Annotated in this window: 16 protein-coding genes and 3 tRNA genes; 15 read left to right on the forward strand and 4 right to left on the reverse strand. The window is 60.2% G+C overall.

Annotated features, from left to right (window positions below):
• Positions 1 to 146: 146 nt before the first annotated feature.
• Positions 147 to 1664, reverse strand: a complete 1518-nt coding sequence (locus tag BANAN_RS02485) for a glycoside-pentoside-hexuronide (GPH):cation symporter (protein WP_014697373.1) — start codon at positions 1662 to 1664, stop codon at positions 147 to 149.
• 309 nt (positions 1665 to 1973) lie between these two features.
• On the opposite strand from BANAN_RS02485, the gene lacZ reads away from it, so the two are divergent.
• A complete protein-coding gene (gene lacZ, locus BANAN_RS02490; protein WP_014697374.1) occupies positions 1974 to 5177 on the forward strand; it encodes a beta-galactosidase, LacZ type in 3204 nt (1067 codons plus the stop codon).
• 207 nt (positions 5178 to 5384) lie between these two features.
• Here lacZ and BANAN_RS02495 read toward each other — a convergent pair whose 3' ends face one another.
• Complete coding sequence (locus tag BANAN_RS02495; protein ID WP_014697375.1) at positions 5385 to 6380, reverse strand: LacI family DNA-binding transcriptional regulator; 996 nt, start codon at positions 6378 to 6380, stop codon at positions 5385 to 5387.
• A gap of 417 nt (positions 6381 to 6797) precedes the next feature.
• Here BANAN_RS02495 and BANAN_RS02500 point away from each other — a divergent pair, with 417 nt between their 5' ends.
• Complete coding sequence (locus tag BANAN_RS02500) at positions 6798 to 7406, forward strand: HAD family hydrolase (RefSeq protein ID WP_014697376.1); 609 nt, start codon at positions 6798 to 6800, stop codon at positions 7404 to 7406.
• A gap of 126 nt (positions 7407 to 7532) precedes the next feature.
• Here BANAN_RS02500 and BANAN_RS02505 read toward each other — a convergent pair whose 3' ends face one another.
• Positions 7533 to 7928 (reverse strand): hypothetical protein, encoded by a 396-nt coding sequence (locus BANAN_RS02505; protein WP_014697377.1) that lies wholly within the window; start codon positions 7926 to 7928, stop codon positions 7533 to 7535.
• 129 nt (positions 7929 to 8057) lie between these two features.
• Here BANAN_RS02505 and BANAN_RS02510 point away from each other — a divergent pair, with 129 nt between their 5' ends.
• From BANAN_RS02510 to BANAN_RS02530, 5 genes are all read left to right on the forward strand, one after another.
• Positions 8058 to 8678, forward strand: coding sequence for a DUF4190 domain-containing protein (locus BANAN_RS02510; protein ID WP_014697378.1), 621 nt, complete (start codon positions 8058 to 8060; stop codon positions 8676 to 8678).
• 176 nt (positions 8679 to 8854) lie between these two features.
• Positions 8855 to 9385 (forward strand): DUF4190 domain-containing protein, encoded by a 531-nt coding sequence (locus BANAN_RS02515; protein ID WP_014697379.1) that lies wholly within the window; start codon positions 8855 to 8857, stop codon positions 9383 to 9385.
• A gap of 135 nt (positions 9386 to 9520) precedes the next feature.
• A tRNA-Asp gene (locus tag BANAN_RS02520) sits at positions 9521 to 9594 on the forward strand.
• A gap of 36 nt (positions 9595 to 9630) precedes the next feature.
• Positions 9631 to 9704 (forward strand) — tRNA-Asp (locus BANAN_RS02525).
• Between the two features lie 27 nt (positions 9705 to 9731).
• Positions 9732 to 9807: transfer RNA gene (locus tag BANAN_RS02530), tRNA-Phe, on the forward strand.
• 149 nt (positions 9808 to 9956) lie between these two features.
• Here BANAN_RS02530 and BANAN_RS02535 read toward each other — a convergent pair.
• Positions 9957 to 10979 (reverse strand): glycosyltransferase family 2 protein, encoded by a 1023-nt coding sequence (locus BANAN_RS02535; RefSeq protein WP_014697380.1) that lies wholly within the window; start codon positions 10977 to 10979, stop codon positions 9957 to 9959.
• A gap of 130 nt (positions 10980 to 11109) precedes the next feature.
• Here BANAN_RS02535 and BANAN_RS02540 point away from each other — a divergent pair, with 130 nt between their 5' ends.
• From BANAN_RS02540 to ftsH, 8 genes are all read left to right on the forward strand, one after another.
• Entirely contained in the window at positions 11110 to 12696 is a 1587-nt protein-coding gene (locus BANAN_RS02540) for an AI-2E family transporter (protein WP_014697381.1), read from the forward strand.
• The gene (locus BANAN_RS02545) at positions 12696 to 13982 is read left to right on the forward strand and encodes a glycosyltransferase family 2 protein (protein WP_014697382.1); all 1287 of its coding nucleotides are present in this window, start codon (positions 12696 to 12698) and stop codon (positions 13980 to 13982) included. The genes BANAN_RS02540 and BANAN_RS02545 overlap by 1 nt, the downstream gene beginning before the upstream one ends.
• Before the next feature lie 210 nt (positions 13983 to 14192).
• Positions 14193 to 15065, forward strand: a complete 873-nt coding sequence (locus BANAN_RS02550) for an ABC transporter ATP-binding protein (protein ID WP_014697383.1) — start codon at positions 14193 to 14195, stop codon at positions 15063 to 15065.
• The gene (locus BANAN_RS02555) at positions 15062 to 16783 is read left to right on the forward strand and encodes a hypothetical protein (RefSeq protein WP_050858001.1); all 1722 of its coding nucleotides are present in this window, start codon (positions 15062 to 15064) and stop codon (positions 16781 to 16783) included. The genes BANAN_RS02550 and BANAN_RS02555 overlap by 4 nt, the downstream gene beginning before the upstream one ends.
• A gap of 28 nt (positions 16784 to 16811) precedes the next feature.
• Positions 16812 to 18284: a D-alanyl-D-alanine carboxypeptidase/D-alanyl-D-alanine-endopeptidase gene (locus tag BANAN_RS02560; RefSeq protein ID WP_014697385.1), complete on the forward strand. Its 1473-nt coding sequence runs from the start codon at positions 16812 to 16814 to the stop codon at positions 18282 to 18284.
• Positions 18285 to 18328: 44 nt separating this feature from the next.
• Positions 18329 to 19483: a tRNA lysidine(34) synthetase TilS gene (gene tilS / locus BANAN_RS02565; RefSeq protein ID WP_041776962.1), complete on the forward strand. Its 1155-nt coding sequence runs from the start codon at positions 18329 to 18331 to the stop codon at positions 19481 to 19483.
• Positions 19446 to 20009 (forward strand): hypoxanthine phosphoribosyltransferase, encoded by a 564-nt coding sequence (hpt, locus tag BANAN_RS02570; protein WP_014697387.1) that lies wholly within the window; start codon positions 19446 to 19448, stop codon positions 20007 to 20009. The genes tilS and hpt overlap by 38 nt, the downstream gene beginning before the upstream one ends.
• Positions 20006 to 22102, forward strand: a complete 2097-nt coding sequence (ftsH, locus tag BANAN_RS02575; RefSeq protein ID WP_014697388.1) for an ATP-dependent zinc metalloprotease FtsH — start codon at positions 20006 to 20008, stop codon at positions 22100 to 22102. The genes hpt and ftsH overlap by 4 nt, the downstream gene beginning before the upstream one ends.
• Positions 22103 to 22105 lie beyond the last annotated feature (3 nt).

Below are 22105 nucleotides of genomic sequence, written 5' to 3' on the forward strand. Positions count from 1 at the left end.
GTCTGTGTGCTACCTCGTGTTTTCCGCTATTGGGATAAGTTGTTTCGGAAGTGGATAGAAGGGGGGGGTACGCACACCCTAGGAGAAGAAAGGTGTGCGCACCGGTTTTGTACGCCGTTGTGCAAACTTGTCAAGACGCGGTCATGTCACCGTTCCGTGTTCGCAGAGTCAGCAAGCTGCGTCTCGAGCTCGCGAACAATCTGCGCATGGCGCTTCTCGTCGATGCGCACCGTGAGCAGGAACACGATCAGGCTGAGCACAATGCCGGCGGACGGCACAATGTACGCCCAAGTGGTGAACGTATGGATGTTCGCACTCGTCATATCCGCGGCGGAAGCCGATCCCACCATGCCAGCAGCCACTGCGACGAAGCCGACGATGCCGTTCGAGAAGGCGCCTGCGATCTTGTCGAGCATCGGTCGCACGCTCAGCGTCACCGCCTCGTTGCGCTGCCCGGTTTTGAGCTGTCCGTATTCGATCGAATCGGTCATCGTGAGAATCGCGGTCATCTGAATCGTTTGCGCAGGCAGATAGAACAGAATGAGCGCCACGAGCACGACCGATAGATTGCGCGGGGCCGCAATGAACAATGCATACCCGAGAATCATGAGCCCCATGCCCCCGGCGAACAACCATCGACGTGGGATCACACGGTTGAGCAACGGATACAGCGGCGTGGTGACCAGGCCGGTGATCACGGGAATCACGCCCGCGATGGCGAAACGCTGCGGCATGCCGAGCACATAGGTGAACTGGTAGAACAGCACGCCGGTGGTCGCCACGTTCGCAATGGCATACAGCAGGTAGCTCAATGCGGTCCACAGCAGTTGGTCGTTGTGGGCGATGGCCTTGAACGCGTCAAGTGGGCCGCAATGGGAGTCCTGTTTGCGTAGCTCGCTCGAGCTCTCACGTGTACCGAATGCGACGGTCCACGCGGTGATGAGCCCCAGCAGTGCGACGATGATGGCAAATGCAGTCCACCCCGGTTGGCCTTCGCCCTGCTCGCCGGTGAATTTGAAGGTGAAGTAGCTGACGATGGGAATGACGACGACGGTGATGCCGTTATAGCCAAGCGAACCGGTGAGCGTGCCGAGTGAAGTGTAGACGCTGCGTTCATGCGAATCGCTGGAGAGTGCCGGAATCATGCCCCAATAGGAGATGTCGCGCGCCGAGTAGAACACGTCGAGCAGAATGAACGTGACAATGAACAGCGTGATGAACCAGGTGGTGTTCACGTTGACGAGTCCAAACAGGCCGGTGAACACCACCACGAGCAGCACGGAGGGCACAATGCCGCCGATGAACTGCCAGACGCGGAAACGGCCCCACTTGGTGCGCGTGTTGTCGACGATATTGCCCAAGATCGGGTCGAGGAAGATCTCCGCGATGCGGATGGCAACGACCAGTCCGGTGATCAGGGCTATCATGCGCGCGGCCACGGCCTTGTCGGTGCGCGCGAACAACGCCGTGGTCACGTAGGTCATGAAGAACGTGCTCATGGCGTTGTAGAACGCCGCCTGACCAAGATTGCCGAAGGCGAAGGCCGCGCGCTGGCGGATTAAACCGTGTCGTGCGGTCTTCGGGGTGGTCGAACGGAGCATGTCGGAGGATGCGGCAGACGACGCTGTCTGCCCGGCACCCGCTTGGAATTTGTTGCTGGTCATGTGACCTAACCTCCTTCATTGGCGATTACAGTTCACATACTATACACGATTTACTAAATTTGTTTACCGCGTGTTGGTGTCGATCTGTCTAATTATCGATTGCTGCAGTATTTGAAAATCGGCTCAAGATATATGTTTCATGGATATATACTCTTTCTATGTGAATGTCTGTCTATGAAGAGATTGCGCAATATGCTGAATTCTTGTTGCGTGATATTGGTAAATAGTTTACTATTGCGTAGTACACCGAAGTACAGAGCCGACGGTACCAGCGTTGGTACCGCGGTCAAATGCGAGTCAGGAGCAACGATGAACGAGGAGACCTTGCAGGAAGTCGCAGAGGAGAAGGCGACCGAGCCCCCGCGCAATGATGTGCCGTCCACTGATGGAGCTCTGCAATCCGAAGAGCCGACGGCGGCGTGGCTGACCGATCCCCGTGTGTTCGCGGTCAACCGGCTGCCGGGGCATACCGACCACAATTGCGCCGACGATCAGTCCGGCGCGTTGAAGCAGCACCTCGACGGCGAATGGGCGGTGAAGGTGGTGCCCTCGCACTTGGATCGGCTCCCCACGGAGAGCTTGGATGAGCATTGGCAGCACGCCCACCTTCCGCCGGCATTCGCATCGCGCAGCTTCGCCGATGGCGACTTCACCCGTGTGCAGGTGCCGGGGTGTCTGGAGATGCAGGGGCTCATGCGTCCGCAATATGTGAACATCCAATATCCGTGGGATGGCCATGAAAATCCGCAGGCACCCTCCGTTCCCACAGACAATCTGGTCGCACTGTACCGGCGTGCGTTCACTGCCGATGATCGCGTGGGCGAGGCGCTGTCCCGCGGGGAGCGCGTGAGTCTGACCTTCCACGGTGCGGTGACGGCGATCTACGTGTGGCTCAACGGCGTGTTCGTGGGGTACGCAGAGGATTCCTACACCCCCAGCGAGTTCGATGTGACCGAGGCGCTGCATGCGGGGGAGAATCTGCTTGCCGTGGCGTGCTTCCAATACTCGAGTGCGAGTTGGCTGGAAGACCAGGATTCCTGGCGTTTCCACGGATTGTTCCGCGACGTGGAGCTGGAGGTGCGACCTCACGCCCATGTTCGCGACATGCTTGCGCATGCGGATTGGAATGTGGATGCGCAGTGCGGTGAGCTCGCCGTCGAACTCGATCTCGACGGGGCGTGGTGTGCGGCCAATGTGGAGCTGCGGCTCAGCACATGGGAAGAGCACGCAGACGGCGCGGCCCTGCTGTGGAGCGCGACGGTGGAGTCTGCCCCGAAGATCCGCTACGCCACGACATGCGAACAGGTGCTGCCGTGGAGCGCGGAGCAGCCGAATCTGTACGTTCTCGAGGCTGTGGTGCGCAATGCGAATGGTCGTGTGCTGGAAACCGCGCGCACGCGCATCGGATTCCGCCATGTGGAGATTCGCGATGGCGTGCTCGAGCTCAACGGCGAACGCATTGTGTTCCATGGCGTCAACCGGCACGAATTCGACGCGCGGCGCGGACGCAGCGTCACCGAGGAGGACATGCTGTGGGATGTGCGGTTCATGAAGCGGCACAACATCAATGCCGTGCGCACCTCGCATTACCCGAATCAGACGCGGTGGATGGAACTGTGCGACGAATACGGACTCTATGTGATCGACGAGGCCAATCTGGAGACGCATGGCAGCTGGAATCTGCCCGGTGACACGGCCGATGGCGTCTCGATACCGGGGGACGACGTGCGTTGGCAGCCGGCTTGCGTGGACCGTGTGGAGAGCATGGTGCGCCGAGACCGAAACCATGCGTGCGTGGTCGCGTGGTCGCTCGGCAACGAATCGTACGCGGGCGATGTGATCCGCGCGATGGGGAATCGCTGCCGAGAGCTCGACCCCACCCGGCCGGTGCACTACGAGGGCGTGACCTGGAACCGTGAATACGACGACATCAGCGATTTCGAATCGCGTATGTATGCGAAGCCCGATGAGATTCGCGAATACCTGGAAAGTGATCCGGCGAAACCGTACATCTCCTGCGAATTCATGCATGCGATGGGCAATTCGGTGGGAGGACTGGGTGAATACGTCGCCTTGGAGCGCTACCCGCAATACCAAGGCGGCTTCATCTGGGACTTCATAGATCAGGCACTATGGCAGCGGCTCGACGACGGCACGGAACGCCTGGCCTATGGCGGCGATTTCGGCGACAGGCCGAGTGATTACGAGTTCAGCGGCGATGGCATTGTGTTCGCCGACCGGACCGTGTCGGCGAAGGCGCAAGAGGTGAAGGCACAATATGCCGGCGTGCGTCTCGAACCGGATGGGCGCGGTGTGCGCGTGACCAATACGAATGCGTTCCAAGGCACCTCGAGCACCGTGTTTGTGGCGCGGATGCTTCTGGACGGACGTGAGGCATGGTCGAAGAGCTATGAGTTCGAGGTGGCGGCCGGAAGCGCCCGAAGCTTCGACATCGGCTTCCCTGACGTGCATAGTCTGCCCGACGGTGGCGTCATGCATGAGGTGGTGTATGAGGTGAGTCAGCAGTTGGCGCATGACACCGCCTGGGCGGAAGCGGGGTATGAGATCGCATGGGGACAGGCCGTGGTGCGTCCCCATGCGAGTGGCCGCAGCGGGTCGAAGATGAATGATGCGTTCGATGACGACAATCTGCAGATCGTCACTCTCGGGCGATGGAACGCCGGAGTGCGTGTTGGGCGGCGTGAGATCCTGCTGTCGCGCACGCATGGCGGAGTCATCTCGTTGCGCGACGGTGAGCGTGAATATGTGATTCGTGTGCCGAAACTGCTCACGTTCCGCCCGCTCACCGACAACGACCGTGGCATGAGCTCCGGTTTCGACCGCGTGCAGTGGTTCGGTGCCGGGCGGTATGCGCGCGTCGTCACCGGCGTGGGCCAGGTGTACCACGACGAGCTCACCGGAGATCTGTGCGGCGAGTACTGGTATGAGTTGGCAGATGGCGCGCAGACGCAGGTGCCGATTCGTTATCGTATCGATTCGCAGTTGCGCATGCATATCGAACTTGAGTATACGGGGTGTGCGGGTGCGCCGAGCCTGCCGGCTTTCGGATTGGAGTGGATGCTGCCGAAACAGTATGAGAATCTGGAATTCTATGGTCGGGGGCCTGCCGAGACCTACCGTGACCGCAAGCGCGCCAAGCTCGGCATCTGGAACACCACGGCGCAGGAGGACATGGCGCCGTATCTGGTGCCTCAGGAAACCGGCAATCACGAGGATGTGCGTTGGGCCTATGTGTTTGACGCCGATTGCCATGGGCTGCTCGTGGAGGCCGACGACTCGCTCGCGCTCAGCCTGCTGCCGCACAGTTCGTTGGAGATCGAAAATGCCACACACCAGAACGAGTTGGCGCAACCACGTCATATGTTCCTGCGCCTGCTCGCAGGGCAGATGGGTGTGGGCGGCGACGACTCGTGGGGCGCTCCTGTTCACGATCGGTATCTGCTGCCGGCAGACGAACCGCTCAAGCTGGCCGTGACAATCAGCATGCTCTGATTCATGCATTCCGAACATGACGAACCCGTGTCTGTGTGCACGGGTTCGTCGCGTTGGAAACCTGTAGATATGACAAACCAGTGCGTGGGTGTGCAGATTGGTCGCGTTGGGGGTCTGCAGATGTGACGAACACGTGCAGGGTGTGCGGGTTCGTCATGCGGAGGAGTCTGTGAATATGACCAACCAGTGCGCATGCGCACGTATGAGTCATGATTTGCTTGGCAGACTTTCGCGGCGAACAAGCTCGGTGCTCAGCAGAACATGCCGGCGCACGTGCCTATCGCGCGCGATGGCGTCGGTGAGTGTGGTGAGCGCCGCATAGACGAGTTCGTGCAGGTCGATGGCGTAGGAACTCAGCGGCGGTGCGGTGTACTGCGCGATCGGCAGATTGTCGACGCTCACGACGGCGATGTCCGTGGGCACGCGCACGCCGGCCTCTGCGAAGGCTTGCAGCACGCCGACGGCCATAGGGTCGGAGCCGATCACGAGCGCGTTGGGAAGATCGTCGGGGTGGTCGGTGAGGAGACGAGCGGCGAGTGCGCGTCCGTTGCTCACGGTGAACGGGCCGTCGGCGTAGATATACTGCTCGTTCGGCAAGCCCAGGCGCTTGCTCCAGTCGCTGAATGCGAGCGAGCGAATGTCTTCGGTGTGGTTGTGCAGGCCCATGATCGAGCCGACGCCACCGATGTAGCCGATGCACGTGTAACCGTCGACGAGAAGTGTATCGAGGGCATCGAGCATCGTTTGGCTCAGGTCGGGGCGTACCGAATCGAACCAGTCCGGCGCCGGATTCGTGTCAATGAACACGCCGTAGCGGAGTGCGTCGCGCAGGTGGGCCAGATCGGTGCGCTGGAAAGAGGTGGGTCCGGTGGCGACGAAGCCGTCGTAGTCGTCGGCGTGTGCGATGAGACTGTCTATCGAGCCGAAGAAAGTGAGCGTTGTGCCCTGCTCGTCCGCGACCTTGCGTAACTCGGTTTGCAGCGACTGGAAATAGGCGTCCTGCAATTCGTCGAATTGTGGCGGCACGTTGAGCACGGCTATCGAACGGCTCGTGAACGCCCGGTAGCCAAGTTCCGCAGCCGTGCGCATGATTTTGCGGCGTGTATCCGCCTTCACCTTGAGGGTGGGGTCACCGTTGAGCAGACGGGAGACAGTGCTTTGCGAGACGCCGGCCTGCTCGGCGATGTCTTTGCGAGTGACCATGGATCCCCTTCGTCTGCGTGAGCGGTCTGTGGTTGAGGATGGGGCGTGCGTGAACGGATTGCGGTATGGCAGACCCGATCCTTCGGTACATTAATCTACCACGCTCCGAACCGCCGTCATCCGTCGGTCAACCTGCCCGTGGCGGTTACCGCCGCTATGTTATCCCGTGTTCCATGCTCGTGCAACAGGTACCGGGCCATTAATCTGACCACTTTGTTTGTTTACTGCACCGTAACCGTGCGTGGGCGAGCGGCAAGCGCGCTTCCGGCAGGATCGAGATATCGACAGAAGGGAAGTGGTCGTGCAGGAATTGGAATATTGCTCGACGATTCGGTGCGCGTGGCGAGTAGAGCGGCCAGCGGCTACAGTGGAGGAATCTGGTATATGAATGCCTGCTGCAGGCGGACGGGAGAAGACATGCCGATCACCGACGTCGTATTCGACTACTGCGGAGTGCTGCTCGATTGGCGACCGGAGCTCACCATGGAGGGCAAGGTCGACACGTCCACCATGCGGCGTCTGCTCGATCATGCAGATCCTTACGGATTCTGGCACTATGACCTGATGAGCGATCTCGGCTGGAGCGAGGAGCAGATGCTGCGCGATTTCGCGCGACATCACCCGCATGACGTCGCGCTCAACCACGCAATGCAGCCCTATTTCGCGAACTACACGCGCGCGTTCGCCGGCATGGTCGACGGCATGCCGGAACTGCTCCGCATGCTGCGTGAGCGCGGGTATAGGCTCTGGGGCCTGACCAATTTCAGCACACCGTTCGTCACGCTTGCACACAGCGAATTCCCGGCTCTGCGTCTGCTCCTCGACACGGTCGTGTCGTCAGAGGTGCGTTGCGTGAAACCGGACGCGCGCATCTACGAGATTGCGATGGAACGCTTCGGCATCGATCCGGCACATGCCATGTTCTTCGACGACAAATACGAGAACGCGAAGGCGGCGAGCGAATCGGGCATGCATGGCGTGCAGTTCCTCAGCGCAGACCAGGCGATGCAGGCCATACTCGGGTAATCCGCGAATCCATGCGCCATCATTGTGCGCAGGGCATATCGAGTCCGTCGGGCCAGTGCGAATACATATGGGAAGGGGCCTGCCCATATGGGCAGGTCCCGACGGAAACCGCCGTGTTGAACCGGCCTATTTTGCGAAGGAATCGCGTACGCGGGTCACGGCGCTCTGCGCCTCGCTTGGAATCTCGTGAATATGCTGCGAAATCGTGTCCATTGCCTTGCGCACGTCCTTGTTCCGGGCGATCTGGCGGCTCTTGTCGCTGGCCAGATGCTGCATGTTCTCCTTGAACTCGTCGAGATCGGCGGCCGCCTTGTCGAGTTTGCCCTTGCGCTGCAGCATCAGAATCACCACGATATTGATGCACAGGCACATCACGCTCGTCACGATGAAGCAGATGATCACCGCACGCCGTAGATTGTGTTCCGTTGCATCCGCATCAGCCACATCCGGATTGTCGTCTGGATCGTTGAGATCCTCGATGTCGCGTTCGGTCAGCTCATCACTGGTCTTGTCTTCTGCCATGTCTACCTCGTTTCCCGCGCATATGCGCGTTTCCTGATTCCACGGTACGTCGTCTGCGCGGCATGCGATGCACAGTCTTCTCTCGGCGTTATACGCAGAGTGCGTCGGGAATGGTCAGCGGAATGGAATATGCGCCTATGCCGTGCGTTCTTGCAGTATGCTTTGCATATGACTACAAACGATACCTTCGGCTCACCGTACTCGTCTCCGGACCCCAACGAGCATGGCGACAATCCGTACGTCGGAGACCTCGGCTACTCGCAGGCCCCTCAGCAGGCATACACGGCACAGTATGCGACTCCGCAGCCAAACTACACGCAACAGTATGTTCCGCAGCCGAATTACACGCAGCAGTACCCTCCACAGGGTGCCTACGGTTATCCCATGGCTGCGGTGGACCAGTGGAACGGCATGTGCATTGCCGGTTTCATCTGCTCGTTCTTCTTCCCGCTCGTCGGCCTCGTGCTTTCGATCATCGCGCTCGTGCAGATCAACAAAACCGGCGAGAAGAGCCGAGGCATGGCCATCGCCGGCATTGTAATCGGCGGCATCTCGACGGCGCTCGCTCTCATCGCAATCATCATGGTCATCTGCGGATTGGTGATTGGGCTCGGCGCGCTCGCCGAAACAGGATGGGACAATTACGAGTACCACTACGATACCCACAGCGACTACTCGCAGTTCGACGAGGTGGGTGCAGATTACCTTGCGCATATACGCTCTGTGGACCAGCTCATGAAAACGGTGTGATATTCCATGCGGATGGCATAGTAGTCATCCGCGAAGCCGTTTCCTGCGGGGTCTGGCCGAAAGGCCGGGGCCCGTTTCTATTGCGGGTTTGCAGGCTCTCATGTGTTATCGGTATCGCGCGAGTGCGTCGCCATAAGTGTCGGATGTGTCGAGGGGTTTGCCTGTAGTGTGGAGTCATGACGAATTACCAGCCGAATTACGATCCGAACAATCCATATGCGCAGGGCTCGAGCGAGCCCCCGATGCAGCAAGATCCAAACCAGACTCCGTTTGCCCAGCCCCAGTATGGTGACTATGGTGCACAGGGCAATGCTCAGCAGCCATACGGGCAGCCGCAGTACGGGCAGCAGTCCCCATATGCCCAGCCGCAGTATGGCCAATATGCCCAAGGGGGCGGCCAGCAGTACGGGCAGCCGGACTACACGCAGAACATGCCGAATTACGCTCCGTATGGCCAGTACAACCAAAGCCAGTACGGCAATGGTTACTCGCCGGAGCCCACGACATGGAACGGTTTGTGCATCGCGGGTTTCGTGTGCTCGTTCCTCGTTCCGATTGTGGGGCTGATCCTGTCGATCGTCGCGCTCACCCAGATCAACAGGACTGGTGAAAAGAGTCGCGGCATGGCCATCGCCGGTATTGTGATCAGCATCGTCGTCTGGGTGTTCTCCTTCGCTTGGGTGGGTGCGCTGGGCGGAATGTTCTAGCGAATAGCGCTGTCGTGGCTTGCGATGGGGGTGAGTGTGAAGCCCCTCTCCATATTCGACACGCCGGATTTGCGTTGAATGCAGAATCGAGTAATATTTACATCTGTTGTCGCGATGGAAACATCGAGAAACAACGGCCGCGTAGCTCAGTTGGTTAGAGCGCCGCCCTGTCACGGCGGAGGTCGCCGGTTCAAGTCCGGTCGTGGTCGCTAGGTCTTAATGATTCTAGCGAATCTTAAGATTGAGGCCGCGTAGCTCAGTTGGTTAGAGCGCCGCCCTGTCACGGCGGAGGTCACCGGTTCAAGTCCGGCCGTGGTCGCGATGTTGGAACTCTGTTCCAGCCTCTGGCTCTGTAGCTCAGTTGGTAGAGCGAACGACTGAAAATCGTTAGGTCAGCGGATCGACGCCGCTCGGAGCCACCACTCAATCCCTTGCTTCGGCAAGGGATTTTTTGTTTTTCAGGCCAATCCGTGGTGCCATTTCATCCACCAAGTGCCAGCCATGGCAAAGAGCAGGGGCGATGCGAACGCGAATTCACATCGCCCCCTGATCAAAGACCGCTGAGTGGTTACTATGCGGTTGTGGCCCCTGCGTTCGAGGAATCCTCGGATTGCGGTGCGGCATCCGGATCGAAGGCAATATTCTCGTCGATCTCCTCGAGACCGGGAATGTCAGTCGGCGTCTCCTCCACGAACTTCTCGATGCCCGGCAGGTCGGCAAGCGGGTCGCCTTCCTTGCGCGCGAGCTTGGCCTGTTCGCGGAACCAGATGCGCACGGCCGGGTTGATGTCCTTCGATTCCAGGTACTGGCGGTAGATCGGGAACATCGCGTGCAGCCATGGGTACATCAGGTACAGTGTGCGCTCCGACTTGTGGTTGCGCCAATGCTCCGGATGCGCTGCGAAGGTGTTCTTGAAGCGCCTCATGTAGTTGCGGAACGATTTGAACGATGTGTCCATGCGGCGTGCGGAGATGCCGCAGATCATACGGCCGGAATACACGGTCTTGAGTCCACGTCCAAGCAGGTGCAGCGAGATGTCGATGTCTTCGTGCATCACATCCTCCTTGTCGAGGCACACCTCGTCGTGAATGAGCTTCCATGCCGAAGCGCGCAATGCCATGTTGGAGCCGAACAGCAGCACCTGACCGCCGTCCGCGCGGTAGGTGTGGCGGCGCACGCTGTCGTCGCCGCGCAATGCGATTTTGTGGGCGGGCATGTCGTAATAGGTGACCGGGCCGGTGGCTCCCATTGCCTCGGCATCCTCGGTGAAGATGCCTCGCACCACTTCCACCCAATCCGGCTTGAGCATGCAGTCGGCATCCACACGTCCGAGAATGTCGCCGGTGGCATGGTTGAGTCCGTAGTTTCGCGTCGGAATGAGACCCTGCTCCTCATCCTGATGGAGCAGCTTGACCGGGAGGTCCGGATGCTCGGCGATGTAGCGCTCCACGATTTCCGCGGTATGGTCGGTGGAACGGTTGTCCACCACGAGCACCTCGTGCGGCATCACCGTCTGGCGGGTTGCGTTGTCGAGACAATCGACGATGCGTTCCTCTTCGTTCCACGCTGGGATGATGATTGAGACTTTCAGCATGCCTTCTACAATATGAGTTCACCCGTACACTCGGGCACACATACGATGATGGCGAATTTAGGCAGGTGCGGGCTGACGGGTCGTGGTTTCGCCCTGAACGTTGAGTATGCAGACTATTACAATATGGCGCATGAGCGAGGAAAGCAAGCAGAAACTGGACGTGGCGTCGCTGTTCCCATCAAAGGGCGATCCCAGGAGGCCGCCAGAGTGGTATGGCCGCGCGTTGTTCTATGCCGTGATAGCCGTCTACCTCGGTTGGTTCGTGTTCACGTCGTACGGCAAGATCACATACATCGTGTTCGACATCGTGATCGCGTTGTTCCTGGCCCTTGCGGTGGAGCCGTTGGTCATTCGACTGATCAAGCACGGTTGGAAACGCGGTGTCGCATCGGTGACCTGCCTGACCAGCCTGCTGGTCATCGTGATCGTGCTCATGGCGCTGTTCGGCAACATGTTCGTGCAGCAGATGATCTCCATGGTCAAGGGGCTGCCCGATCTGTACAACCAGTTCGCCGCCTTCGTGGACGCGAAAACCCATTTCAAGCTGCCCGAGATGAACGATCTTGGCGGCGAGATCATGAAGAACATCAAGGGATCATGGGTCACCGATTTCGCAGGTCAGGCGGTGAGCACCACGATGGGGGTGCTTGGGCAGATACTGAATCTGACGACAGCGCTCATGGTGGCGTTCTACATCTCGATCGCCGGCCCGAAGCTGCGCCGGAGCGTGTGCCAGTGGATCGCTCCGAGATCTCAGCGCCGCTTCCTCATGGTGTGGACCGTGGTGCAGGATCAGATTTCCGGGTTCCTGTTCTCGCGTTCCATCCTCGCCGCGATCAACGCGGCCTGCATGTCGGTGTTCCTGATGATCATCAAGGTGCCGTACTGGCTGCCTCTGGCTTTGTTCTGCGGCATTGTCTCGCAGTTCGTCCCGACTCTTGGAACCTATATCGGTGGCGCATTGCCGGTGTTGTTCGCCTGGGGTGAGCGCGGAATCGGTTACGCCATTGGCGTCGTGGTGTTCATCACCGTGTACCAGCAGATCGAGAATCTGGTGCTTTCTCCGAAGATCTCGGAACGTACGATGGATCTGAACCCCTGCATCGCATTCCTCACCGTCCTGTTCTTCGGCTCGATATTCGGCGCGGCAGGAGCCTTCCTCGCATTACCGATCACCGCCAGCATCCAAGTGCTGCTCAAGGTGGCCATGAAACGGTATCCGCTGGTCGACATGCCGTTGATGAGCGATCCGGAGCCGAACAAGAAGTCGAAGATGGTGGAGGCCGCGGATGCGATCAACGAACATGTGATCAAACCGGTCAGCGACCATATGCCACGACAGGCCAAGGGTTCCAGCGCGCATGTCTCCTTCGACGACGACCATATTCAGTATCTGCGTGAGCAGATGTACGGCAGCGACCGCGAAGACGACGCTGCGAGCGGATATGCCCATTCTGAATCGGAGGAATCACCGACCATGGCGATTCCGAAGCACTTGCTCGAACGTCATGCAGGCGAAGGACTCCAATACAAGCCGCGCAGGGGAGTTCCCGGCAAGGGCGAGTCGCAAGATGAGGTCGATATCGTTCGCAAGACCGATACTGCCGAGTCTTCGACTCCGGTAGAATCTGAGCGGACGGATTCGGATGGCGCAAAGCCTTCCGTCGCCACAACAACCGGAACCAAACCAAAGAACCCTAGGAGCCAGTGGAGCTGATGGCAATACTCGACGTTCTCGATCTGCTTCTCGTCATCGTGGGCGGTGTGAGCATCGCCTACCAGGGATTCTGCATTCTCGTCTCCCTGTTTGCCAAGCCGGTCACGTTCCCCACCGCCCCGATGGACAAGCGGTACGCCGTGCTCATCTCCGCGCGAAATGAAGAACAGGTGGTGGGTAACCTCATTCGCGACATCCAATCGCAGAGCTATCCCAGCAGGCTCATCGACATCTGGCTCGTGGCCGACAACTGCGACGATGGCACCGCGCAGCTCGCCCGCGACCTCGGCTGCCATGTGGTGGAACGGTTCAACCAGCAGCAGGTGGGCAAGGGCTATGCACTGACGTACCTGCTCAACGCGATGATCGATTCGAAGGCCTCCGACCAATACGATGCGTTCTTCGTGTTCGACGCCGACAACCGCCTCGACAAGCATTACTTCGAGGAGATGAACAAGGCCTACCAATCCGGTTTCCGCATTCTGACGAGCTACCGCAATTCGGTGAACCTTTCGGAGAACTGGGTGAGCTCCGGTTCGGCATTGTGGTTCATTCGCGAATCCAGATTCGTGAGCGCCTCGCGCATGTGGCTTGGCAACAGCTGCCATGTGGGTGGCACCGGATTCATGTTCTCGCAGGAGGTGATGCGCCGCAATCAGGGGTGGAAGTTCCATCTGCTCACTGAAGACCTCGAGTTCACCATGGACTCCGTGCTGCATGGCGATCGCATCGGGTACGTGGGCTCGGCAATCCTCTACGATGAGCAGCCGGTCACCTTTGCGCAGAGTTGGCGTCAACGGCTGCGTTGGAGCAAGGGCTTCCTGCAGGTGTTCCGCTATTATGGCCCGGCGCTCATTCGCCGTGCGATCCAGGAGCGCGATTTTTCGTCCATCGACTTGACGCTGTTCATTTGCCCGTTCACAGTGCTCGCGATCATTCGCGTCCTGCTCGGCACCGTCTTCGCCGCCTGCGGGTTCATCTCATGGTCGAGCCAGGGCGCCGCGTTGTTCAATTGGATGCTCGGCGTCGTCTCGTCGATGGTGTTCATGATGGTGCTGGCGGGGCTCACGATGGTGGTGGAACGCAAGCAGATTGGCGCTTCGAACCGTGAGTTGTTCGCCTATGCGCTGAGCTTCCCGATTTACATTCTGAGCTATGTGCCTATTTCGTTCCAGGCCGTGTTCGCCAAGGCGCAGTGGAAGCCGATCGAGCATCAGGGCTCCTCGGGTGCCGAGAATCCGCGTATTCGCGAACAAGACCGCGAAGAGCGTGCCATGGCCAGCTGAGTGGCCTGAGCATTCGTTTTGAACCGGTAGATCATATTTCACTCGATTCCACCAACAGACTGAAATAGACAGATTGTCTAAATATGTCCATCTCGTGAGATGGTCCGATATGGACTGTCTGGATTCTGATTAGGTGGAGAAAGGAACCGTTCGTGAGTTCATTTGTGAATGTAATTGCCGCGAACGGCTGATTCTTGATATAGGTGAAATATGACACAGATTATGCAACAGTCGATTGCCGCTCCTGCTCCGGTGCCGGCCGACCCGTCCATGGCGGTCTCCATTCGGGGTCTGTATAAGCGGTATGACGACAAAGTGGCTGTCAATGGCCTCTCGCTCGACATCCCGACTGGTTCGTTCTATGGACTGGTGGGGCCGAACGGCGCGGGCAAGACCACGACGATCAACATGATGACCGGAATGCTCAAGCCCGATGCGGGCATGGTACTCGTTCTGGGCAAGGATGTGTGGCACGATGTCAACGCCGTCAAGCGTGAGATCGGCCTCATGCCGCAGCCCGACCAGATTTTCGACAGATTGACGGGCCGCCAGTTGCTCGTCTATTCCGGCATGCTGCGCAGCATGCCGCGTGCCGAGTCCCTGGAGCGGGCCAACGACCTCATGCACGCATTCGACCTGCTCGATGCGGCCGACAAACCGGTGTTCGACTATTCGGCCGGCATGACCAAGAAGATCTGTCTGGCCACCGCAATGATCCATAGTCCACGCGTGTTGGTGCTCGACGAACCCTTCGAGGCGGTGGATCCGGTGTCAAGCTCGAACATCCGCGACATTCTCTCCGCATACGTCTCCACCGGGGGCACGGTGATCATTTCGTCGCATGTGATGTCGATGGTGGAACGCATGTGCACGCATGTGGCCGTGATCAACAAGGGGCAGGTGGTCGCCGCCGGAACCGTGGATCAGGTCGCCGGTGGTGAGGATCTCGATGAGCGCTTCCTGCAACTGGTGGGCGGCCGCCATGACACCATGCATCTCGACTGGCTCAATGGAGGTGTGCATGCGGCTGACGAGGCCGTCTCCGTGCCACATGATGACCATCAGAACGGTGGTCGGGCATGAGTGCGACGCAGACACCTCCGATGGGGGAACGGAAGAACATGCCGCAGGTCCAGGCGAATGGAGACTCCGCAGGCAAGCGACCCAATGTGATCGCCACGATGGTGCGGTTGCGCTGGTCGTTGATGTTCGCCGCCATGCGCAAAAGCCCCTGGCAGATTGTGGGGTACGTGCTGGCGTTGGTCATGGCGCTCGGCATTGTGGCGGGAGCGGGCGTCACCGCGTTCATGCTGACCGGCGGAGCGATCGAATGGAACGATGAGACGTTCGATGTACTGCGGGTGGTCATGGTGAATACCGGCACGGTGGGCATCATCTTCGCCGCCCTCATCCAGCTGCTGCTCATTGGGGAATCGTCCACCATGAGCGCACAGAAGTTCTCGTTGTTCGGCATTGAAGACCGCACGCTCACCGCCGGACTCTACCTTTCGGCATTCACCGGTCTGCCGGCCACCTGCGCATTCCTGTCGCTGCTGTTCGCCTCGCGCCTCTACGTGGGGTACGGCACGGGCGCCGTGCTGGGTGGGGTGTTGAGCGCCATACTCGCCGTCATGGTGGCCATGTGCTTCAGCAAGGCGGCACTGTCGCTGGCCTCACAGCTCACCCGCACCGAGCGCGGCAAGAACACGCTGTACATTCTGGTGACGCTGCTCGTCGTGGTTGCGGCGCAGTTGCCGAACATCTACGTCAACACGCATACCGAGGAAGACTTCTCGGCGATTGACGTGAATGGGCTCGTTCGTTTGACCGACGTTGTGGGCTGGCTGCCGTCCGGGTGGAGTCTGGAGTTGCCGTTCGACGCCGCCCGTGGCAACGCCGCCGCGTTCATTGCGCGGGTGGCGCTCGTCCTCGTGTTCTGTGCCCTGTGCTTCGCCGCGTCGGTGTGGTGCATTCGTCGCGAACGACTGCAGGGCGAGCCGCAGAGCAACGTGCGTAAGGAACGTTCGATCGGTGCGTTCAACTGGATGCCGGATTCGGCGAGTGGGGCGATCTCCGCGCGCCTGTTCATCTCGCTCAAGCGCGACCCCCGCCAAGCCATGCAATATGTGCTGCCCGTGTTGTTCATAGTGATTTTCGTGCTGCAATCCCATGGCGAGTCGATGGTGGTGTGGCAGTGCTTCCTGTGGATGGGACTCATGATGCTCATCGGCGAAAGCAACGGGATCGCCTATGACGGGCGCGCCTATGCGATGGAGCAGATTGCCGGCGTGCCTGGCAGGGTGGACCGTTGGGGGCGCACCCGTGTCTACCTGGCCTACTTGGCGATCTTCTATGTGCTGTGCGCGTTGCTCACCTACGCGCTTACCGGCGATTGGCGCACTCCGGCCGGTGTCATGCGTGGCATCACCTGCACGGTGGTCGGCTTCGGCGTGGCGCTCATCTCGTTGGGCAGCGCCGAGTTCTTCTCGACGTTCCTCATGTACCCGGTGCCGTCGATTCGCAAACCGTTCTCGTCGCCGCAAGGCCGAGCCATGGCCCAGGGACTCTTTCCCCTCGCCTTCATGCTCGCCACCTGTGTGATGGCACTGCCCACGGGCATTGTGGCCATTGTGCTCGCAGCCACCGATCACTGGGGCATGAATTGGGTGCTCATGCCGGTCTCGCTTGCCAACGGCGTGCTCTTCCTGTGGCTCGGGGTATGGCTTGGCGGTAAGATTCTTGATGCACGGGGCCTGAAGGTGCTGGCCACGCTCGACAACTTCGCCTCGTTGCAGCAATAGCTTCATCTCGGCGATTGACGGAAGGCGCATGGGCAGGAAACAAACAGCAGGAAGGCATGCCACGAACGGCACGCGTCGCATACGGGCCCGTCGCGCACTCACCGTGGCCATCACCGCACTCGTCACCTTGGGGTGCTGCGGCGCCTACGTGTGGGCCGACATCGCCGACAAGGCGCCTGGAATCCTCACCAATGCCGCCGTGCAACCGCATATTGCCGAGCCGCAGGGGCATCTGCTCACAGCCGATGCCCCTTTCATTGCCAATGCCGACACCTCGCGTGCCATCGATGCCGGGAAGGCGGCGAAGCTCATCGGCGCACTCCGCGCGAAGAACGGGGTGGGACCAGACGTCTCGGCAATCATCATGCAGGCCGACGGCACTGTGGTGGCCGATCATGCGGCGGATGTGGCGCGCGAACCGGCCTCCACAATGAAGACGCTCACATCGCTGGCCGCGGCCTCGGTGCTCGACATGGGAGACACACTGCCAACCCAGACATTCCTATTGCAGGCCGAACAGGGTACCGACACCGTGGTGATCAAAGGCAATGGCGACATGCTGCTCGGTGCCGGTGACAGCGACCCGGATCATGTGAACGGGCGGGCCGGGTTGCTCACGCTTGCCAGGAACACGGCCCATGCCCTCAAGCAACGGGGGGTCACGAAGGTGAACCTGCAATACGATGATTCGTTGTTCGGCACTGATCGCACGCCAAGAGGCATCGAGGCCAACAACCCCGATTCGCTCTATTACACGCCCGTCTCCTCAATGGCCATTGATGGTGGCCGTCAATGGAACGGTGCGAATCCAAGCAACCCGGACATGTTTGAGTCATACCCGACGCTTTCGCAGAACACCGCAGCTGATGTCACTGCCATCTTCCGGAACCTGTTGGGCGCCCAAGGCATCACGATTGTGAATGCCGAGCCCACGCAGACCACGGTGAGCGCTGATCGCACGCCGATAGCCGAAGTGGAGTCCGCGCCGCTCGCCATGGTCATGGCCTTCATGTTGCGGCATTCGGACAACACACTCGCCGAGGAGTTCGGCAGGCTGCTGGCGTTGTCCACCAAGCAGGAGAACTCGCCGACCGGGGCCACCGCCGCGGTGAGAAACGAACTGCGCACGCTCGACATAGACCTGACCGGGCTGCACATGGCCGACTGCTCGGGTCTCACTCCCGGGTCGAGACTCACCGCGAACACGCTCGCCCAAGTGCAGGCCCGCAATCTGGATGTCGGGGGAGCAGTGGCCGCGGCAGAGGGACTTTCCATTCCGGGTCTCGTCGGTACGGCAGCCAATCGTCTGGCCTCGGCACAGGCTGCCGGCCTGACGCGTGTGAAAACCGGGAGCCTGCAGGAGGTCTCGTCGATGACGGGCAATGTATCGCGGGAACAAGGCGGTGTGGCCGCATTCGCGGTGATCGTGAACAATCCCGAAGACTTCGAGGCCACGCGCACCGCCATCAGCGAATTCGTGGCGGGGCTGGCGGCCCTGTAATCCGGGGAATCTGGTCGGGAACAGGAGACGGCGAAAGGGCATCCATGGCATACTCTGCAGTTATGAAGGCGGCGATCGGCGAGATGCGCGATGTGCTCAAAGCCCATGGTCTGGGCCAGCAATCCAAGGAATTCTCGGCACATGGCGAACACAAGCCACATGACGATGCCCCGCTCGTCTTCGTCGCATGCTCTGGCGGCCGGGATTCATTGGCGCTGGCCGCATGCGCACAGGTGGTGTGCGCCGCATGGGGCATTCGTTGCGGCGCGATTATAGTCGACCATCATCTGCAGGATGCGTCCCATAAGGTGGCGCAACAGACTGCCCAGACGTGCAGGGAGCTCGGTCTGGAGCCGGTACTCATTGTGGACGTGCAGGTGACGGAACGCGGGCAGGGCATCGAGGCGGCCGCACGCGAGGCGCGGTATGCGGCCCTGATCGGCACCGCACGGCGATGGCATGCGGCTGCGGTTCTGCTCGCCCACACCAAGGATGACCAGGCGGAGAGCATACTCATCGATCTGATCCGTGCCGCCGGAACCGATGCGTTCGCCGGCATGCCGCAAACCCAGCTGTTCGACGATGTGCTGGTATTGCGCCCTCTGCTCGGCATCACGCGCGCGCAGACGACGCGAATCTGCGAAGACGAAGGACTGCAATACTGGGATGACCCCACCAACGGCGATGCGGTGCCATTAGAGACCGCGTTGCCGGCAAGCTATCCGCTGCGCTCGCGCGTGCGGCACGACCTCATGCCATACCTGAGCGCATTCGCCGGATGTGACATGGTGGATCGATTGGCCAGAACAGCGCGGATTGCGCGCCGTGATGTCGAAGCGCTCAATCAGGAGGCCGAGCGTGCGCTTGCGCAGACGGTAGAATTCGAAGGGAACATGCGCAATCTGCAGGCAGATCATCTCGCCGATGCCAAGCTCGGTGCGAACCTCGACGCGCGCGCGTTGGAACGGTGGCCCGAGGCGATACGCTACCGTGTGATCGCCCGGACCTTGGCTGCGTGCGGTCTGGCGTATGCGTCACGGCATGTGGCGGCGGTGGACAAGCTCGTCTCGCAGTGGCACGGACAGGGCAAGGTTGCGCTTCCCAGTAAATATTCAGCAAAACGTAAGGCTCACGTCATTCGCATATGCGAAGATATTACGCATGCGAATCGTCGATGTGCAAAACGAAATCGATCATGAGCTGATCACTCATGACGAGATCATGAAGAGAATCCAAGAAGCCGCGGACCAGGTCAGCGAGGATTACAAACACACGCTGCCGCTACTCGTATGCGTGCTCAAAGGCGCGGCGAACACGATGACCGCGTTCGCGCAGGCCATGTCGATCCAGGTGGAACTCGACTACATGAGCCTGTCGTCGTACGGTGCGGGCACCTCATCGAGCGGCACGATCACGGTGCGCCAGGATCTGAGCCGCGATGTGCGCGGCCGGGACGTGATCATCGTGGAAGACATCATCGATTCCGGACGCACGCTCGACTGGCTGGTGAACGAGCTGAAGTCGCGTGGAGCGAAATCGGTCGAGATTTTCGCGCTTCTCGAAAAACCGGCTCGACGCGTGATCGATGTTGATGTGAAATATAAGGGATTCGAGATTCCAGACGAATTCGTGGTCGGATTCGGCCTCGACTACGACGAGCAATACAGAAACCTTGACAGCATTGCCGTGCTGAAGCCCGAAGTGTATGAAGGAGCTGTGCAATGACTTACCCCAATCAGCCGGGGAACAACGGAGGCGGTCGCAACAACAGGCCGAACCCGTTCAATCCCTTCGGTGACAATTCCAACAAGCCGCGCAACAACGGCGGCCCCAACGGGAACAACAACGCACCTAGGTCGTTCTGGCAGCGCCCGTGGCTCTACATCGTGCTCATTGTGCTGATCCTGTTCTTCATTTTCCAGGCCTTCCTCGGAAACAACACGCAGACGATCAACACGCAGGATGGCATGAACATCCTCAACAGCCAGGCCAGCGACGTGGAGTCGGCCACCATAGTCGACAACACGCAGCAAGTGCAGTTGAAGCTCAAGAACGACTTCAAGAAGAACGACCCGCAGACGGGTCGTGAGCGCAATTACGGCAAGGACGTGCAGTTCTACTACACGACCGCCCAGCAGGCGCAGGTGGTGCGTGCCGTGGAGAAGGCCAACCCGTCGCAGGGCTGGACCGCCACGATGCACAGCACAAGTATGTGGACCTACCTGCTGAGCTCGGTGGTGCCCTTCCTTATCTTCTTCGCGCTCATCTGGTTCCTGATGAGCCGTATGAGCAGCTCGGCGGGCGGCATGCTCGGCATGGGCGGCAAGAAGAGCGCCAAGCTCGCCGACGGCCAGATTCCGAAGACGAAGTTCTCCGACGTCGCGGGCGAAGAGGCCGCTGTGCAGGAGGTCGAGGAGATCAAGGACTTCCTCAAGGATCCGGCCAAGTACAAGGCGCTGGGCGCCCGCATCCCACGCGGCGTGCTGCTGTACGGCCCTCCCGGCACCGGCAAGACGCTGCTTGCGCGCGCCATCGCAGGCGAGGCCGGTGTGCCGTTCTACGCCATGGCGGGTTCCGACTTCGTCGAAATGTTCGTGGGCCTTGGCGCCTCGCGTGTGCGTGACCTGTTCGACGAGGCGAAGAAGAACGCCCCGGCCATCATCTTCATCGACGAGATCGACGCCGTCGGTCGCAAGCGTGGCTCCGGCATGGGCGGAGGCCACGACGAGCGTGAGCAGACGCTCAACCAGCTGCTCGTCGAGATGGATGGCTTCGACAACGACACCCATCTGATCATCATCGCCGCCACGAACCGCCCCGACGTGCTCGACCCGGCATTGCTGCGTCCGGGCCGTTTCGACCGTCAGGTGGCCGTGGAGGCGCCGGATTTGGAAGGCCGCGAGGAGATTCTGAAGGTGCATGCCAAAGGTAAGCCTTTCGTGCCTGACATCGACCTGCATTCGGTGGCTGTGCGCACACCCGGTTTCACCGGAGCTGATTTGGCCAACGTGCTCAACGAGGCAGCGTTGCTGTGTGCTCGAGTGGGAGCCCAGCTCATCGACAACCGTGCCATCGACGAGGCCATTGACCGTGTGATGAGCGGCCCTCGCCGCCGTTCGCGCGGCATGGCGCTCGACGAATTGCGCAACACCGCGTACCACGAGGGTGGCCATGCGCTTGTCGCCGCCGCCCTGCACAACACCGACCCGGTGACGAAGGTGACGATTCTGCCGCGTGGCCGCGCTCTGGGGTACACGGCCGTGATGCCCACCGAAGACCGTTATTCGCAGACGCGCAATGAGCTGCTCGATCAAATGGCCTATGCGATGGGCGGCCGTACCGCCGAGGAGATCGTGTTCCACGACCCGACCACCGGCGCCTCCAACGACATCGAGAAGGCGACGCAGATTGCCCGTCAGATGGTGGGGCTGTATGGTCTTTCCTCCCAGCTCGGCGCCGTCAAGTGGCTCGATTCGAACGACGACCAGGGTCTCGACGGTCTGCGCCCGCGCGAGTATTCGGACGCCACCGCTGAGATGATCGACGAGGAGGTGCTCAAGCTCATCGAGACCGCTCACACCGAGGCTTGGCAGATTCTCACCGAGAACCGCGAGGTGCTCGACGAACTGGTCAGCCGCCTTCTCGTCAAGCAGACGCTCAACGAGAAGGAACTCAAGGAGATCTTCGCCAATCTGAAGATGGCTCCGAAACGCAAGGTGTGGCTGAGCAACCCGAACCGCCCGGATTCGGACAAGCCGCCGGTGGCCATTCCGGAAGCGCTGAAGAAGTCCGCCGGACTGCCTCAGCAGGAGTTCTAACGA

Source organism: Bifidobacterium animalis subsp. animalis ATCC 25527 (assembly GCF_000260715.1).
Classification (GTDB): domain Bacteria; phylum Actinomycetota; class Actinomycetes; order Actinomycetales; family Bifidobacteriaceae; genus Bifidobacterium; species Bifidobacterium animalis.

Bases quoted from the DNA above. Each gene is read 5' to 3' on its own strand.
- BANAN_RS02500 (WP_014697376.1), top strand. From the start codon at position 6,798: ATGCCGATCACCGACGTCGTATTCGACTACTGCGGAGTGCTGCTCGAT.
- BANAN_RS02560 (WP_014697385.1), top strand. From the start codon at position 16,812: ATGGGCAGGAAACAAACAGCAGGAAGGCATGCCACGAACGGCACGCGT.
- BANAN_RS02555 (WP_050858001.1), top strand. From the start codon at position 15,062: ATGAGTGCGACGCAGACACCTCCGATGGGGGAACGGAAGAACATGCCG.
- BANAN_RS02515 (WP_014697379.1), top strand. From the start codon at position 8,855: ATGACGAATTACCAGCCGAATTACGATCCGAACAATCCATATGCGCAG.
- tilS (WP_041776962.1), top strand. From the start codon at position 18,329: ATGGCATACTCTGCAGTTATGAAGGCGGCGATCGGCGAGATGCGCGAT.
- ftsH (WP_014697388.1), top strand. From the start codon at position 20,006: ATGACTTACCCCAATCAGCCGGGGAACAACGGAGGCGGTCGCAACAAC.
- lacZ (WP_014697374.1), top strand. From the start codon at position 1,974: ATGAACGAGGAGACCTTGCAGGAAGTCGCAGAGGAGAAGGCGACCGAG.
- BANAN_RS02535 (WP_014697380.1), bottom strand. From the start codon at position 10,979: ATGCTGAAAGTCTCAATCATCATCCCAGCGTGGAACGAAGAGGAACGC.
- BANAN_RS02495 (WP_014697375.1), bottom strand. From the start codon at position 6,380: ATGGTCACTCGCAAAGACATCGCCGAGCAGGCCGGCGTCTCGCAAAGC.
- BANAN_RS02485 (WP_014697373.1), bottom strand. From the start codon at position 1,664: ATGACCAGCAACAAATTCCAAGCGGGTGCCGGGCAGACAGCGTCGTCT.
- BANAN_RS02505 (WP_014697377.1), bottom strand. From the start codon at position 7,928: ATGGCAGAAGACAAGACCAGTGATGAGCTGACCGAACGCGACATCGAG.
- BANAN_RS02550 (WP_014697383.1), top strand. From the start codon at position 14,193: ATGACACAGATTATGCAACAGTCGATTGCCGCTCCTGCTCCGGTGCCG.
- hpt (WP_014697387.1), top strand. From the start codon at position 19,446: ATGCGAATCGTCGATGTGCAAAACGAAATCGATCATGAGCTGATCACT.
- BANAN_RS02540 (WP_014697381.1), top strand. From the start codon at position 11,110: ATGAGCGAGGAAAGCAAGCAGAAACTGGACGTGGCGTCGCTGTTCCCA.
- BANAN_RS02545 (WP_014697382.1), top strand. From the start codon at position 12,696: ATGGCAATACTCGACGTTCTCGATCTGCTTCTCGTCATCGTGGGCGGT.
- BANAN_RS02510 (WP_014697378.1), top strand. From the start codon at position 8,058: ATGCGCCTATGCCGTGCGTTCTTGCAGTATGCTTTGCATATGACTACA.